This window comes from Sorangium sp. So ce385, assembly GCF_051474135.1.
GTDB classification, from domain to species: Bacteria; Myxococcota_A; Polyangia; order Polyangiales; family Polyangiaceae; genus Sorangium; species Sorangium cellulosum_D.
In genome coordinates this window covers 5,331,443-5,345,852 of sequence record NZ_CP150337.1, presented here as the reverse complement: position 1 = coordinate 5,345,852, position 14,410 = coordinate 5,331,443, and the positions used below count along the sequence as shown (strand labels likewise).

General features: G+C 70.2%; 11 protein-coding genes. 4 read left to right on the top strand and 7 right to left on the bottom strand.

Annotation, left to right across the window (positions count from 1 at the left end):
- Positions 1–4: 4 nt before the first annotated feature.
- Together WME83_RS19540 and WME83_RS19535 are read right to left on the bottom strand one after the other, a co-directional pair.
- On the bottom strand, positions 5–1,339 hold the full coding sequence (locus WME83_RS19540; protein WP_437320795.1) for a cytochrome P450: 1,335 nt from the start codon (positions 1,337–1,339) through the stop codon (positions 5–7).
- Positions 1,340–1,366: 27 nt separating this feature from the next.
- Positions 1,367–3,115, bottom strand: coding sequence for a lipoxygenase family protein (locus WME83_RS19535; RefSeq protein ID WP_437320794.1), 1,749 nt, complete (start codon positions 3,113–3,115; stop codon positions 1,367–1,369).
- 1,208 nt (positions 3,116–4,323) lie between these two features.
- Between WME83_RS19535 and WME83_RS19530 the strand changes: the two genes are divergently transcribed.
- The 4 genes from WME83_RS19530 to WME83_RS19515 all read left to right on the top strand — a co-directional run bounded on the left by WME83_RS19530 (position 4,324) and on the right by WME83_RS19515 (position 7,719).
- Positions 4,324–4,533, top strand: coding sequence for an MbtH family protein (locus WME83_RS19530; protein ID WP_437320793.1), 210 nt, complete (start codon positions 4,324–4,326; stop codon positions 4,531–4,533).
- A gap of 161 nt (positions 4,534–4,694) precedes the next feature.
- Positions 4,695–5,777, top strand: coding sequence for a hypothetical protein (locus WME83_RS19525; RefSeq protein WP_437320792.1), 1,083 nt, complete (start codon positions 4,695–4,697; stop codon positions 5,775–5,777).
- 7 nt (positions 5,778–5,784) lie between these two features.
- Positions 5,785–6,513, top strand: coding sequence for a hypothetical protein (locus WME83_RS19520; protein WP_437322014.1), 729 nt, complete (start codon positions 5,785–5,787; stop codon positions 6,511–6,513).
- A gap of 246 nt (positions 6,514–6,759) precedes the next feature.
- The gene (locus WME83_RS19515; RefSeq protein WP_437322013.1) at positions 6,760–7,719 is read left to right on the top strand and encodes a DUF1259 domain-containing protein; all 960 of its coding nucleotides are present in this window, start codon (positions 6,760–6,762) and stop codon (positions 7,717–7,719) included.
- Between the two features lie 25 nt (positions 7,720–7,744).
- Here the strand turns inward: WME83_RS19515 and WME83_RS19510 are convergent, their stop codons facing one another.
- The 5 genes from WME83_RS19510 to WME83_RS19490 all read right to left on the bottom strand — a co-directional run bounded on the left by WME83_RS19510 (position 7,745) and on the right by WME83_RS19490 (position 14,347).
- Positions 7,745–10,912: an efflux RND transporter permease subunit gene (locus WME83_RS19510; RefSeq protein ID WP_437320791.1), complete on the bottom strand. Its 3,168-nt coding sequence runs from the start codon at positions 10,910–10,912 to the stop codon at positions 7,745–7,747.
- 17 nt (positions 10,913–10,929) lie between these two features.
- Positions 10,930–12,546 carry an efflux RND transporter periplasmic adaptor subunit gene (locus WME83_RS19505; protein ID WP_437320790.1) on the bottom strand — a complete coding sequence of 539 codons (1,617 nt, stop codon included), beginning with the start codon at positions 12,544–12,546 and terminating at the stop codon, positions 10,930–10,932.
- Positions 12,543–12,815, bottom strand: a complete 273-nt coding sequence (locus WME83_RS19500) for a hypothetical protein (RefSeq protein WP_437320789.1) — start codon at positions 12,813–12,815, stop codon at positions 12,543–12,545. Before WME83_RS19500 ends, WME83_RS19505 begins: the two co-directional genes overlap by 4 nt.
- Positions 12,816–12,899: 84 nt before the next feature.
- Entirely contained in the window at positions 12,900–13,916 is a 1,017-nt protein-coding gene (locus WME83_RS19495) for a M48 family metalloprotease (protein WP_437320788.1), read from the bottom strand.
- A complete protein-coding gene (locus WME83_RS19490; protein WP_437320787.1) occupies positions 13,913–14,347 on the bottom strand; it encodes a BlaI/MecI/CopY family transcriptional regulator in 435 nt (144 codons plus the stop codon). Before WME83_RS19490 ends, WME83_RS19495 begins: the two co-directional genes overlap by 4 nt.
- Positions 14,348–14,410 lie beyond the last annotated feature (63 nt).

Below are 14,410 nucleotides of genomic sequence, written 5' to 3'. Positions count from 1 at the left end.
CGGATCAGCCCTCGGCGGCGGTCAGGCGCACGCGGAACGGCGCAGGGTACCCGTGCACGCGCGGCAGGGGGTCGACCGCGCTCGGGACGCCGGCCCGCAGCAGCTGCTTGATGGCGAGCGAGATGTGCAGGATGGCCACGTACTTGCCGTGGCACGTGTGGATCCCTGACTCCCAGAACAGGTAGTTCTTGCTCGGCAGGCGCCCGGGCCTGAACTGGTCCGGGGCGTCGATGTGCTCGTGGTCGTGCATCGCCGAGGCGCTGCAGGCCATCACCAGCGCGCCGGCGGGGATCTTCTCCTCGTGCCGCGTGCCGCGCCCGACCGTGTAGTCGCGCACGCAGAGGCTGGTGACGCCGGTCGACGGGGGGCGGAAGCGCAGCGCCTCCAGCACATAGCCGGTGATGGCGGCGTCGTCCTCGACGTTCACCACGTTGAGCGCGTCGCGCAGGACGCGCGGGCGCTTCATCAGCTCGACGAGGGCGTTGACGATCGCGCCGCCGCTGAGATCCACGCAGCCCATGAGCAGCCCCAGGATCACGTCGCGGATCCCCTCGTCGCTCTCGTAGGTCTCGGGGACCGCCTGCATGAGCAGGTAGCGGTCCAGCACCGACGGTTGCTCTGGCGGGGGCGACTTCGCCAGCTGCTTCTTCCGCGCGGCGACGATCGCGTCGATCAGCGGCAGCGCCTCCTGGCGAGCGGCCCTCGCCGCCGCCACGGCCGCCGGGTCGTTGGTCGGGTTGAGGAAGATCTCGTGGAACAGCGCGTGGGTCCACGCCACCACCTTCTCCGTCGGGATCTCGCCGACGCCGAGGTACCGGGCCATCGCGCCGGCCGGCACCTTGAGCGCGTAGTCACCGGTGAGGTCGAACGGCTTGTCGACGCCGACCTTGGCGAGCAGCCGGTTCGCCTCCTCCACGACGATCTGACGGTAGCGGGGCAGATCGGCGCGAGGGAACGCGAGGCGCAGGAGCGACTTCTCGTGCTCGTACTTGGGCGAGTCGTTCATCGCCAGGATGTTCTGGCCCACGTTCTCGACCAGCTTGGGCGCGATGTTGTCGACCGAGAAGACGTCGTTGGCGTTGAGGACCTCGACGACATCGTTGTACCGGGTCACGAGCGTGATGGCCGGGATGGAGAAGATGGGCTTCTCGCGCCGCAGCTGGCTGAGGAACGGGAGCGGCTCCTCCCTCAGCCACTTGAAGACCATGCCGGCCTCGATCTGCTTCCGCTTGACCGGATCGTTCTCGTTCGACAGCGCGCTGTGGAGGGCCTGCAGGTAGTCGAACGGCGGCGGCTTGGCAGCGTCCGCTCGTCCGTCTTCTTCGATGTGAATGCTCATGAGGCGAATTCCTTTCTCGAACGCCGATCAGATCGCGACGCTCTGGGGGACCATCGACGGGAGCAGGTACAGGTACGGCTGCTCGCGGGTGCGGTTGCGCTCGGTGATCTCCCGCTCGATCTGCGCCAGGCGCTCGCGGTAGCGGGCGAACGCCTGCTTCGCCGCCGGATCTTGCAACAGGCACTTCATCGTCATGAGGCTCTCGCTGGTCAGCGGCGGGCCCATGCTGAGCGAGCGGCTGAGCACCATCTGGCGGATGCTCTGCGCGCGCCCCGGGAGGCGCTCCAGCGGCTTGAACAGCCGCTTCTCGCTCCCGTTCAGGACATCGCCGTAGGAGCGGTACGTGGCAAACTGGGCGTTGGGGATCCAGGTGTAATAGTCCGTTTGCCCGAAGTTGACGGCGGCGTGATACGCGGTCGCCGTGAAGATGACGTTGGTGACGATCGCGATCAGGTCGTCGAGGCTCGTGAGCTTCGCGAGCTGTTTCTCTCTGTCCGGCGGGAGCAGGCTATCCATGGCGCCGAGATCGGGGGACACGAGCTCCTGGATCCACGCTTGCAAGCTGGCATCGCTCGCCAGGCGCCCCGGCGTCGGGTAGGCGATCTTCAGGACCTCTCCGACGTACTCCTGGATCGCGTCCCAGTGCAGCAGCGCGTCGTCGCGGTAGTGATAGCCGACGAGGTCGCGGACGTCGCGCGCGGACAGGTCGTGGGGGAGCGCGCTCTCGTAGAACCGCCACCGCTTGCCGCGGTAGCCCTTGATGCCCTGGCCGGTGTAGGCGCGCGTCAAGAGCTCGAACGAGCCCATGTTGGCCACGGAGCTCGTGATGTCGAAGAAGCGCCCTCGCCCGAGGAAGCGCCGTCGAGCCAGCTCGTTGATGGCCAGGGTGTTGAAGAAATGCGGCCTGAGCAGCTGATGGAGCGGGTGCGTCGCGGGCAGGTTGCGGTAGGTGCTCACCGCGAACGGCTCCACGACCAGATGCGCGTAGAGCAGGTGGGTCACCTGGCCTTGGAAGATGGCGTCGGCGCTCGCGACGGCGATCTTCGCCGTGAGCCAGTCGTCCGCCGGGCCCGCAGGGGTGAAGATCTTGTCCGGATGCGCCCCTTTCTCGGCGCGCGAGTCCACGAGCCTGATGGCCACGGGCAAGAGCTCACCGGCCGCGGTCTGGTGCAGCATGCACGTCGGCGCCAGCGGATACTTGCCCAGCTCTTCCTGCACGTCGGTGTCGACGATGTCCTTGAAGATGCGGTAGTCGAGGAAGTAGAGCTGCCCGCTCTCGCGCACCGCCTCCAGCGTGCGACCGTCGGCGATCGTCACCGGCTTGGGCGCGGCGCCGCTCAGGAAATCGGCGAGATCGGCCGGGGTCGCGCGGCGGATGTGCGCCGGGTTGATCCCCACGAGGCGCTGCCGCCCGAACTCGGCGTCCTCGGACCACCGCGTCGCAACGAAGGGCTTGCGGATGAAGGTCCACGGCTTGAAGAAATCTTCGAATTGATCGAAGCTCTCCCAGTTGTCGATGGACTCGAAGATGGCGCCCAGCCCGAGGTCGGACGTGGCCCGGAGGATGAACTTCCCCTCGCGATAGCGCTTGTACCCGTACGCGAACAGGTGAAGCGTCTGCGCGATTTGCAGTCCGGCGGTGTCCTTCCACTTGCCGAGGTTGAGCGCCAAGATCTTCTTGATCGGAAATCCTTCCCCCGGCGGTACGGAATCGCTGCCGGCCGGCAGGTTGGACCCGAAATTGCGCCAGTTCGGTGTCGAGCTGGGCTCCCTCATGCTCGTGCTCTCTTCTCCGTCTCAGACGGACGGTGGATTGGGTGGTTCACGTCAAGCATCGCTCTTGCGTCGCAGCGGTCCGAGCGCGCCGGAATGGTTCCGTCTCAGTCGCAACAGGACTCAGTCATCCAGCGCCGCCCCCCGTCCTCGACCTGCCCCCGCAGCCGATCGCGTCGCCCTTCAACGTAGAATCGACCAGGTGCGATTCCACGAAAAGCCGTCGCGCCGAGTTGCACGCGATCGATGCTCACGCGTGCATTGTCGAGGCTGCTAGGAAACCGTGGAGCGTTCACGCGTGTCAAGCTCTTTCGTTCGGCACCGGGGCGAGCGGCCGAATGCCACGCCCTCCCCGCGCCGGGCGTGTTCGCTCCCGACGTACCGCTACCTCGACGACGTATGGCTTGAAGGGGAGCCGCGCAAGTCGTCCGATTCGTGCTCGTATCCTGCTCCTTCCAGCAGGATTTCCCCGCCGCCAGCGCACAGAGCCGCCGGGGCGAGCCGAAAGAGCGGTACCGCGATTGCGAGAGGTCGGACGGGGAAGCGAACCGCCATGACGCCAGGGGCGCCGGCAAACCATTGAAATGAGAGGGAACAACGCCGGGCGCCGAGCGTCCGCGCCCCCCCACTGCAGGACCAAGGTGTCCAGCAGCGCCGGTCCGCCCCAGACCCGCGCCTCCCCGACCGCGTTCGCCTCGATCAGCGCGCGCTCGTCGTCGGTGCCTGAGACCTTCGACTGAGGATAGTTAGCCTAACTAACTTCAACACGGATGCGACTGAGAGGGCTGACGCAACGACGGGACTGACGCCACTGACGCGACTGACGCCACGGACGCGACTGACGCCACGGACGCCACGGACGCTCGGCACTCGATTGGAACCATATACGCACTCGACATCATCGACGTCATCGATGCGCTCCATGACGCACTCGACATCATCGACGTCATCGACGTCATCGATGCGCTCCATGACGCACTCGACATCATCGACGTCATCGACGTCATCGATGCGCTCGATGCAAGCCATGCACTTGACGCGCTCGGTACGGCCAGGCGACGGCGTCCTCTCGTGAAACACCGAACCGAGTGCCGGTAGCGGGCGCGCCGCAGTGTATGCTAGGCTCGGCCCTCTTGTCGAGGCCGCGCGCTCGGCGGTCGAGCGTGGGCTCGGGTGTCGCGGTATCCGGCTGAACCAAGGAGGAGCGAGCGATGCAGGCAGATGACGACGCGACGATCTACAAGGTGGTGGTGAACCACGAGGAGCAATACTCCATCTGGCCGGCGGACCGAGAGAACCCGCTTGGCTGGACGGAGGCCGGCAAGACGGGCAACAAGGCGGAGTGTCTGGCGTACATTCAGGAGGTCTGGACGGACATGCGCCCGCTCAGCCTCCGGAAGAGGATGGCCGAGAGCCCCTGAATCGCGCGCCGCCCGAGCGCCCGCCGCGAGCGGCCGGGCGGCGGGCTCAGCCGTGTCATCGTCGCGCTCGGACGGCTGTCTCGCGCGGGATCGCGCGAGCCCCGTCGGGGTCGGGCGCGCCGGCGCTTGTGCCGGGGCCCGCGCTCTCGTACGCATCCGTCATGCCGCCCCTCGATCTGCACGTCGCCTTGTTCGGCGCCTCCGGCGCCGGCAAGACGGTCCTCCTGGCAGCCTTCTACCGGGCGCAGACCCAACCCTCGTTCCAGCAGGAGTACGCGTACAAGATCCAGGCGGTCAACAAGGCGCAGGGCAACCAGCTCCTCGGTCGGTTCTATCGCCTCGAGGAGGGCAGGTTCCCGGACGGCAGCACGCGCTTCGACGAGTACGAGTTCGACTTCTTCCCGAGAGATCTGCCCGAGCCGGCGGTCCGCATCCACTGGTACGACTACCCCGGACGCTGGTGGGAGGACGAGCCGGTCGACGCGGACGAGCGGGAGGCGATGCGCCAGGGCCTCCTCCGGCTCGGGATGAGCCAGGTGGGCATCCTCCTCGCGGACGGCGCGAAGTACCGGGCCGAGGGCACCGGGTACATCCGGTGGCTGTTCGAGCACTTCGCCGACGAGTGCGACCGGCTGCGCCGGGCCAGCGCCGCCACGGGCGACGAGGTGAGCTTCCCGCGGGAGTGGATCCTCGCCCTCAGCAAGGCCGATCTCTTCCCGCCGGACTACAGCGCGCGGGACTTCGAGCGCGAGGTCTGCCGGGACGCCGACGATCAGCTCGCGAAGCTCTGCTCGGTGCTCCGCGCCGAGCACGCGTTCGGGCACCGCTTCATGCTCCTCTCGTCGGTCGCCGCCCCGGCCGGCGCGGCGGTCGATCCGAGGACCTCGCTCGGCGTGCGCACCCTCGCCCCCGCGATCCTGGTGAGCACGGTCGAGGGCGCGGTCCGCGAGGCGCAGGCGGCGAGAAAGGAGAAGTCGGCCGGAGAGACGTTCTTCCAGGGGCTGCGCGATCTCGTGCAGTTCGTCGACTCCCTCGACGACTTCCTGCCGAAGCGATACCAGATCGTGAGCAAGATCCTGCGGTTCATCTCGATCAAGGACTTCGCGACCACCCGGCTCGACCGGCTCAAGAAGACGCGCGAGGACGCGATCCGGAAGGGCGACACCTTCACGGCGGTCCTGACCGCGATGGTCGCGGCCCTGCGCGACGACGAGGGCGCCCGCGCCTACCACCAGAACCAGTGAGGTCGTGATGCCCGCGCCCGCGCCCCTCGTCGAGACATCGCGCCTCCTCTGGAGGACGCGCGGCGAGCACTGGGATTACGAGTTCATCTGTGTCCCCGAGATCCCGGCGCTGCCCGCCTGGCTCTCGACGCTCGAGGCGATGCTCGGCGACGCCGACGCGGGCGCCGGGGAGCTCCGCTATGGCCTGCTCGAGGTCGACGAGCGCGGGCAGCCGGCGCCGCGCGCCTATCCCTACGTCGCGGTGAGGTTCCTCGATCCGGCGCGGCGGGACTGGACCGGACGGCAGGTCCAGCACTTCGCGGCCTGGTTCCCGCCGGTCCCGCCCGAGGCGGTCGCGGCGTTGCCCGAAGCGGTCCCCGCCGACTGGCACCTTCGCGTGCTCGACGGGCTCGCGGGGACGTACGGCTCCGGCGAGGTGTTCGGGCTCCCCGAGGCGACGATCCGCGCCTGGAAGCGCAGCCACGAGGAGAGCCGGGCCGCGCGTGCGCTGGCGATCGTCAGGGCGACGCCGCCGGTGGCGCTGGGCGACGGCGAGGCGGCGCCGTCGCGGTGGACGCGGGTGCCGGCCTTAAAAAAAAAGCCGCCGGAGCCGCCGGCCGCGGCGGGCCTCCTCTCGGCGGGCGCGGTCCCTAGCGCCAAGGGCCGGCGATTCGGCTGCTTCGCGATCGGCGCCATGATGCTCGCCGCCCTCTGTCGACTGATGCTCGCCTTCGGGGTGCGCCTCCTCGGCGCCTGACGGCTGCGCCGCGCAGGGCGTCCTACGGGGGGTCGGCCCAGCCGGCGAGCGCTGCCGCGCCCGTGGTCCCCTCGGCGGCGTCGCCTTCGGATCCATCTGGGCCGATGACAGCGCGCACCTGGGACTGCGACGGTCACGTACTATGACGACCTCACCATTGCGCCGCTGTGAGAAGATGCCTCTGGGAAAAGACGAGGAGAAGAAGCGATGAGGAACATCGTTGGTTGGCTCGGTCTCGCCGCGCTGATGGCGCTCGGCTGTAGCAACGCACCCCCGGCGCCCTCGGCGGAGCCGCCGGCGGCCCTGCGCCCCACGGCTCCGCCTGCTGCCGAGCCCGCCGGTCAATCAGCGCCGGCCGCCCCGGCCGCGCTGGATCCCGCTGTCGTCGAGGCGTCCACGGGCGGCAAGGCGGAGGTCGCTGAAGGCGTCGTGAAGGTCTCGTTCCCGCGGAACGACGTCAAGGTCGAGGTGGATGGCTGGGCCATGCCGCCATTCATGGGGCTCACCTCGTGGGCGGGGTTCACCCCCGGCCAGAAGCCGGGCGTCGAGGCGATGGTGATGGGCGACCTCGTCCTGTTCGAGGACGAGGTCAGCGACGCCATGAGCGCCGCCCTGGACGCCGGGCTCGAGGTCACCGCCCTCCACAACCACTTCTTCTATGACCGGCCCAAGGTCTACTTCATGCACATCGGCGGCGAGGGCAAGCTGGACGCGCTCGGCAAAGGCGTGCGCCGTGCCCTCGACGCAACGCGGGTCATCCGGAAGGCCACGCCGAAGCCGCGCGAGCGCTTCGACGGGCCGGCCATTCCGGCGAAAAGCGCCATCGATCCGGCCAAGGTGGAGGCGGCGCTCGGCGTGAAGGGAACTGTCAAGGACGGCATGGTCAAGGCCGTGATTGGCCGGCCCGCCGCCGTGGCTGATTGCGGCTGCAAGATCGGCAAGGCGATGGGCGTGAACACGTGGGCTGCGTTCGCGGGCACGGATGACAACGCCGTCGTGGATGGCGACTTCGCGGTCACCGAGGACGAGCTCCAGCCCGTCCTCAAGGCGCTCCGCGCGGGCAAGATCCATATCGTGGCGATCCACCACCACATGGTCGGCGAGGAGCCGCGCATCCTCTTCTTCCATTACTGGGGGCGCGGCCCCGTCGCCGAGCTCGGCAAGGTGTTGAAGGGCGCGCTCGGCCTGACCAAGAGCCAGCCATGAAAGAATCGGGGGCGGCACGAGCACGTCAAGGCGCGGCGCTGCCTCCTGTCGCCACGCCGGCGACCTCGGCTGAGGCGGCGTTCCGGGCTGCTGGGCGCCCCCCATTCGGCGCGGCGAAGCGCGCGAACAGAGGCGGTATCACGAGCAAGTTCAGCAGCGTCGAGCTCGTCAAACCGCCGAGGATGACGGCGGACATGGGAGCCTGAATCTCGTTGCCCGGCTCGCCGGCCGCGAGGACGATCGGGACGAGCGCTAGCGCCGCGGTCAACGCCGTCATCAAGATCGGTACGAGCCGATCGACGCTCCCCTGGATCACAGCCTCGCGCAGCGGCAGCCCTTCCACCGTGAGCAGGTGCCGGAAGTGGGTCACCATCATGATGCCGTTCCGGGTGGCGATCCCGAAGAGGGTGATGAACCCGACGAGCGAGGCGATGCTCAGCACACCGCCGCCGAGCCAGACCGCGACCGCGCCCCCGACGAGCGAAAGCGGCAAGTTGAACAGGACGAGCGCCGCGTCCCTGGCGGAGCGGAACGCCATGAGCAGGAGCGCCGTCATCCCGACGATGGCCAGCGCCGACAGGGCCAGGATCGTGCGGCTCGCCGACGCCTCGCTCTCGAACGCTCCGCCGAGCTCCACGCGGTAGCCCGGCGGCAGCTTCACCCCGCCGCGCACGGCCGCGAGGACGTCCTCGGCGGCACCCCGGAGATCGCGCCCGGCCACGTTCGCCGTCACGACGATCCGGCGCCGCACGTTCTCGTGGTTGATGAGGTTCGGCCCCATGGTTTTGTCGAGCGCGGCGATCGCCGAGAGCTCGGTGAAGCGCTCGCCGCGGACGTCGACCGGCGTGGCGCCCATCAAGGCGAAATCCGAGCGGTAGGAGCTCGGGAGCTTCGCGACCACGTCGTAGACGCGCTCCTGCTCCCAGTAGAGGCCGACCTTGCTGCCGACGAAGGCCATCTCCACGAAGCGCGAGAGCTCCCCCGGGCTCTTGCCGAAGGCCGCGAGCTCGGTCGCCTTGGCGCGAATGACGAGCTGGGGAATCTCGGTCTGCTGCTCGACCGCGAGGTCGACGATCCCCGGGACTCCCTTCATGGCGGCCTCGGCCCCGCGCGCGAGCGCGCGGAGCTGGTCGAGGTCGTCGCCGTAGATCTTGAGGGCCAGACTCGCGCGCGCGCCGCTCACGAGGTGCTCGATGCGGTGGCTGATCGGCTGGCCTACCGTCACGGCGAGGCCCGGGATCGCGGCCGCCTGCTCGCGGATCTGCGCCAGGATCTCCTCGCGCTCCCCCTTCGAGACGTCGAGCCCGACCTCGAGCTCGGAGAAATTCACGTCCAGCGCGTGCTCGTCCCGCTCGGCGCGCCCGGTGCTCCGGATGACGGAGGTGACCGCCGGGTGGGAGAGCAAGGATCGCTCGAGCCGGCCGACGATCCGATCCGAGGTCTCCAGCGACGTGCCGGGCGCCGTCGCGGCGGCGATGTTCAGCGATCCCTCGTTGAACTCGGGGAGGAAGCCCCTGCCGAACGAGCCCAGGGCGATGACGGCGGCGACCGCCGCGGCGAGCGAGGCGATGCCGATGGGCACGGGGACGCGCAGCGCGGCGGCGACGAGCGGGCGGTAGCGCGCCTTGAGGAAGCGCACAAGCCACCCTTCCCGGTGAGCCGCCGCGCCGTCGGTCCGGCCGAGCAGGAGCATGCAGAGCACCGGCGTGATCGTCAGCGCCACGAGCAGCGAGGCGCCGATGCTGGTCACGTAGGCGACGCCGAGCGGGCGCAGGAGGCGCCCCTCGACGCCGCTCAGGAAGAAGAGCGGGGCGAAGACGAGCAGGATGATGAGCGTCGCGAAGACGACCGAGCTCCGGATCTCGCGCGACGCCTCGTACACCACGTCGAGGACAGGCCGCCGCTCCGCCGGCGGCAAGAGCGCGTTCTCCCGCAGGCGCCGGTAGACGTTCTCGACGTCGATGATCGCGTCGTCCACGAGCTCGCCGATGGCGATCGCGAACCCGCCGAGGGTCATCGTGTTGATGGACGCGCCCGTGACGCGGAGGACGAGGAGCCCCGCGAGCAGCGAGAGCGGCAGGGCGAGCAGCGAGATGAGCGTGGTCCGCCAGCTCATGAGGAAGAGGGTGAGGATGATCGCGACGAGGATCGCCCCGTCGCGGAGCACGGTCGTCACGTTCCTGAGCGCGACGCGGATGAAGTCCGCCTGGCGGAACCCCTTGCGGTAGAGGGACATGCCCTCCGGCAGCGAGGCCGCGATCTCGTCGAGCGCCTGGTCGACACGGTCGGTGAGCTCGAGCGTGTTCGCCTGCGGCTGCTTCTGGACCTTGAGCACGACGGCGTGCCGGCCGTCGACGGCCGCCTCGCCGCGCCGGATCGCCTCGCCCATGGCGACCGTCGCGACGTCGGCCAGGTGGAGCGAGACGCCGTCGCGCTCGGCGATGACCACCTGTCCGAGCGCGTCGATCGAGCTCGGCCGGCCGAGGCCGCGGATCAGGTACTCCTGCGCGCCCGCCACATAGAACCCCCCGGACGTGCTCTCGGAGACCCCCCGCAGCGCCTCGAGGACCTGCGCTGTCCCCACACGGTGCTGCATGAGCAGCTCCGGCACGAGCGTGATCTCCACCTGCTTCAGCGCACCGCCGATCGGAACCACCTGCGCGATCCCCGGCACCGCCAGGAGGCGCCGCCGGACGAGCCACTCGGCCGTGCCCCGCAGGTCGCCGCCCGAGATCTTCCCCTCGCCGTCGCCGTCGCTGACCAGCCCCACGAACATGATCTCGCCCATGATCGACGACGCGGGCGCCATCAGCGGCTCGATGCCCGCCGGCAGCGAGGAGCGGGCGGACGAGAGCTTCTCCGCGACGACCTGCCGCGCCACGATGGGCGAGACATCCCACTCGAACTCGACCCAGAGCAGCGCGATCCCGACGGCGGAGGACGAGCGGATCCGGCGCACGCCCGAGGCGCCGTTCAGCGCCTGCTCGAGCGGCGTGGTGACGAGCTTCTCCACCTCCTCCGGGGCGAGCCCGCCGGCCTCGGCGACGACCGTGACCGAGGGCGCCGAGAGCTCCGGGAGGACATCGAGCGGCAGGGTGGCGGCGGCGTAGGCGCCAGCGCCGACCAGCACGAGCGCGGCGGCGATCACGAGCCACGCGTGGCGGAGCGAGCCGCGGATGATCGCGTCGAACATGGCGGGGAGCTCCTCGGCTAGTGGCGATGGGACTCGACGGTCCCCATCAGCGAGGCCAGGTGAACGTCAAAGCCGCCTCGGGTCACGATCCGCTCGCCCTTCGCGACGCCCGAGCGCACCTCCACGAAGGCGCCGTCGGCGTCGCCGAGCGTGACGCGACGCTTCTCGAAGTGCTCTCCGTCGGTCTGGACGAACACGTACGGGCGGGTGTCGATCTCGACCACGGCCGCTCGATGGACCGCGAGCGTTGTCCGAGGAGCGCCGAGCCGGACCGCGAGCACCACGCTGGCGCCGGGCCGCAGATCGTCCGCTGGCGTGGCCGCTCCCTGGGCCGAGGCTCCCACGCCGCCCGGCGCGCCGGCGCTCCGGAGCGGGGGCACGTCGGCGATCCATGTCGCGATGCGCGAGCTTGCGTCGATGACCGGCAGCAGCGACAGGAACCGAGCGCCTCGCTCCTCGATCTCGAGGCGCTCTCCGTTCGGCAGGCGTACGGCCGTGGGCCTCGCCTGATCGAACGTCGCCGCAGGGCGGGCGACGAAGCGCGCGCGGATCCACAGGTGATCCGTCCCGCCGATGCGCACGAGCGGCGCTCCGGCCTCGACCGGCTCGCCGTTCGGGACGAGGACCTGCGACACGACGCCGGCGAGGGCCGACTTGATCGCGATGCCGCCTGCCCCTCCCGGCGACAGGACCCGCCCGATCCGGCCCTGCGCTGAGCGCAGCCTCGCCTGCGCCGCATCGAGCTGGTTCCTGAGCTCGATGAGCCGTCGCTCGGGGACGAGGCCGTCCTTCACGAGCGGCTCGATCCGGGCGATCTCTCGCTCGATCTGCTCCTTCTCCAGCCTCGACTCCTCGGTGGCAAACTGGAGCCGCGTGTAGTCGTCGCCGGCCACCGTGGGCGCGATGGAGCCGAGCACATCGCCCTTGGCGACGCGGAGCCCCTCCGCGAGCGCGCGCTTCGGGTCATGGAAGAAGCGCCCGCCCGTGGGCGCGCCGATCGTGAGCTGATCCGAGGCCGCCGGCTCCACGGTGGCGGCGATCTCGATCTCCCTGGCCATCGGACGCTCCTCCGCCCACGCGGTCGCGAAGGGGATCTTCCATTGCGTTTCCTTGAGGAAGGTGATCGCGCCGCCTCCTGCCTCCGCCTCCGGCGGCGGCGGCGTGTCGGCGACCGTGATGGGACCGCAGTCGAACACGTCGATCTTCCCAGCGTGCTCGTACGCCATCTCGAGGGTGTACGAGCCCGCCGCGGGGGCCGGCCCCTCGGGCGTGAAGATGCCCGGCCGCTTGACGCCCTGGATGCTGGTCTCCGCGGCGACACCGATGGGCGTCTTGAAGCGCACGTGGAACGTCCCCTCGGTGACGGCCTGGAAGCCGTCGAGCCGGGTGACGTGCGCGTGGTAGGGCACAGGCTTGCCAGGGGCGGGCGGCGGGAACTCCACGAAGAGCTCATGCAGATCGGTCCACTTCGTGATGGCGAGCGGCTCCGGCTCGCTCTCGTCGGCCGCGTGGTCGTGGCCGTGGCCGTGGTCATCGTGGCTGTGTCCGTGCTCGCCGCGGTGGCAACCGATCGCGCCGGGAACGAGCGCGCAGAGGGCGAGCGCGGTCGCCAGGGTGAAGCGCCCAGGGTTCATCGTGTACCTCCCGCGACGTCGCCGCACGCGTGATCCAGCGTTGCGTCCAGCATCGTGCCCGTGGCGCGCATCCACGCGAGCCGCGCGAGCGCGATCTCTTCCATCAGATCGATGCGCCCGGCCGCGATGACGGCGGCCTCCCCGCGGAGCCGCTCCGCGCTCGCCGCCGCCGCCGCCGCGGGCCCCTCGGCGCAGCCCCGCCGCGCCGCCGCGCTCTCGTCGAGCGGCGGCGCCGCGACGCCGCTCGACGCGGCCGCCATCGAGGCCACGAGGACACACCCGGCGGAGAATTTACTACGTGTTGTAGTAGATGAGCGCGACGTGAGAGCGCGAGGGCGCATCGCTGCACTTCCCTAGTGAATGAGGTGACCGATCAGGGTCTCGATGGCGTGGTGGAACCCATCCCCAGGCCACACGAAGGTCAGCAGAAGCGCGCCGACCGCGACGATCGCCGTGGCGAGCACGTCGTTGGCGAGCAGCGGCTCGGCGCCCTGGAGAGGCGGATCGGCGTCGAGCAGCGCGAGGACGCGCCGCGAGAGATCGCCGCCTGCGAGCGCGCCCATGGCGTGCGCGGGGAGCGCAGCCCCCCGGGGATCCTGCGCCCGGACCTTCTCGACGGCGATGAGCGCCGCCGCGACCGCGGCGGGGTCGCCGAGCTTGCCGGCCGCATACCGATCGCACGACTGCTCCGCTGCGGCTCGCCACGCGTCGATCAGCCGCTGGCCCGCGGAGCTCGGGAAGAGGGCGACGCAGAGGCGCAGCGCGAGCAGCGTGAGCCCATCGCGCCGCTCGACGTGGGCCCGCTCGTGATGGACGACGGCGCGCCGCTGCTCGTCGGAGAGCGATCGCCAGAGGACGCGGTCGATCACGACGATCGGCGAGAGGGCGCCGATCGTGAAGGCGCCGGGCGCTCCACAGTCGGCGAGCCGCACGACGACGCTGTCGAGCGCCACGGCCGGCAGACGCCGCGCGGCCCTGGTCCACCGCGCCGACGCGATCGCGTCGCGGAAGAGCCGAAGGACGAAGGGCGCGGTGAGCGCGAGCCATGCCCCGAGGACGTAAGCGGACGGCGTGACCAGCGGCAGCGCGAAGGCCGGGTGGAACGCGCAGAGGTGGGGGTGATGCAGCCCATGCTCGGCGCAGTGACACCCGACGAACGGGCTCGGGAGCGCGAGCGCCGCGCACCCGAGCGCCCCGAGGACCGCCGGGGCGAAGACGACCGCCGCGCGCAGCGCCGTCGACGGCGAGCGCAGGCCTGGCGAAAGCCACCGCGCGGCGAGCCGCGCCGCGAGGCCGACCGCCCACGCGCTCGCCAGCGCGAGGGTGACGAACGCAGCTGCGAGCGGCAGCGCGACCAGGGACGACGTCACGTGGACCGCCCTTTTTTGCCCGGCGCGGGGGCGGCTTGCGACGACCCTGCGCGCCGGAGCTCGATGAGGGACGACAGGTGCTCGACCAGCGCGGGATCGACGCGCTCGGCCGAGTCGAGGAACGCCATCAGGACGGCGTTGCTCGGCGGTCCGCGCTCCGCGGTCAGCATGCGCGCTGCCTGCTCGCCGAGCCATGCCTCCTTCGAGGCGCGGGGGCGATACAGGAAGGCCTTCCCGTCCTTCTCTCGGTCGACCATCCCCTTCTCGTGGAGGCGATCGAGCACGGTGAGCACCGTCGTGTAGGCGAGCGCCGGCCGCCGCTGGATGCGGCCGAGGACCTCGCGCACCGACAGCGGTGAGGCGCTGCTCCACAGGGCGGAGAGCACCGCTTCCTCGAGCTCACCGAGAGGCGTGGGCTTCGGCAAGGCCACGGAGCCAACCTACTACGTCAAGTAGTTGGTGTCCATTCGGGAGGACATCTGGCGGCGGGGGCG

Coding starts and splice junctions, on each gene's coding strand:
- WME83_RS19520 (WP_437322014.1), top strand. CDS start 5,785: ATGCCCGCGCCCGCGCCCCTCGTCGAGACATCGCGCCTCCTCTGGAGG.
- WME83_RS19530 (WP_437320793.1), top strand. CDS start 4,324: ATGCAGGCAGATGACGACGCGACGATCTACAAGGTGGTGGTGAACCAC.
- WME83_RS19515 (WP_437322013.1), top strand. CDS start 6,760: ATGGCGCTCGGCTGTAGCAACGCACCCCCGGCGCCCTCGGCGGAGCCG.
- WME83_RS19535 (WP_437320794.1), bottom strand. CDS start 3,115: ATGAGGGAGCCCAGCTCGACACCGAACTGGCGCAATTTCGGGTCCAAC.
- WME83_RS19540 (WP_437320795.1), bottom strand. CDS start 1,339: ATGAGCATTCACATCGAAGAAGACGGACGAGCGGACGCTGCCAAGCCG.
- WME83_RS19505 (WP_437320790.1), bottom strand. CDS start 12,546: ATGAACCCTGGGCGCTTCACCCTGGCGACCGCGCTCGCCCTCTGCGCG.
- WME83_RS19510 (WP_437320791.1), bottom strand. CDS start 10,912: ATGTTCGACGCGATCATCCGCGGCTCGCTCCGCCACGCGTGGCTCGTG.
- WME83_RS19525 (WP_437320792.1), top strand. CDS start 4,695: ATGCCGCCCCTCGATCTGCACGTCGCCTTGTTCGGCGCCTCCGGCGCC.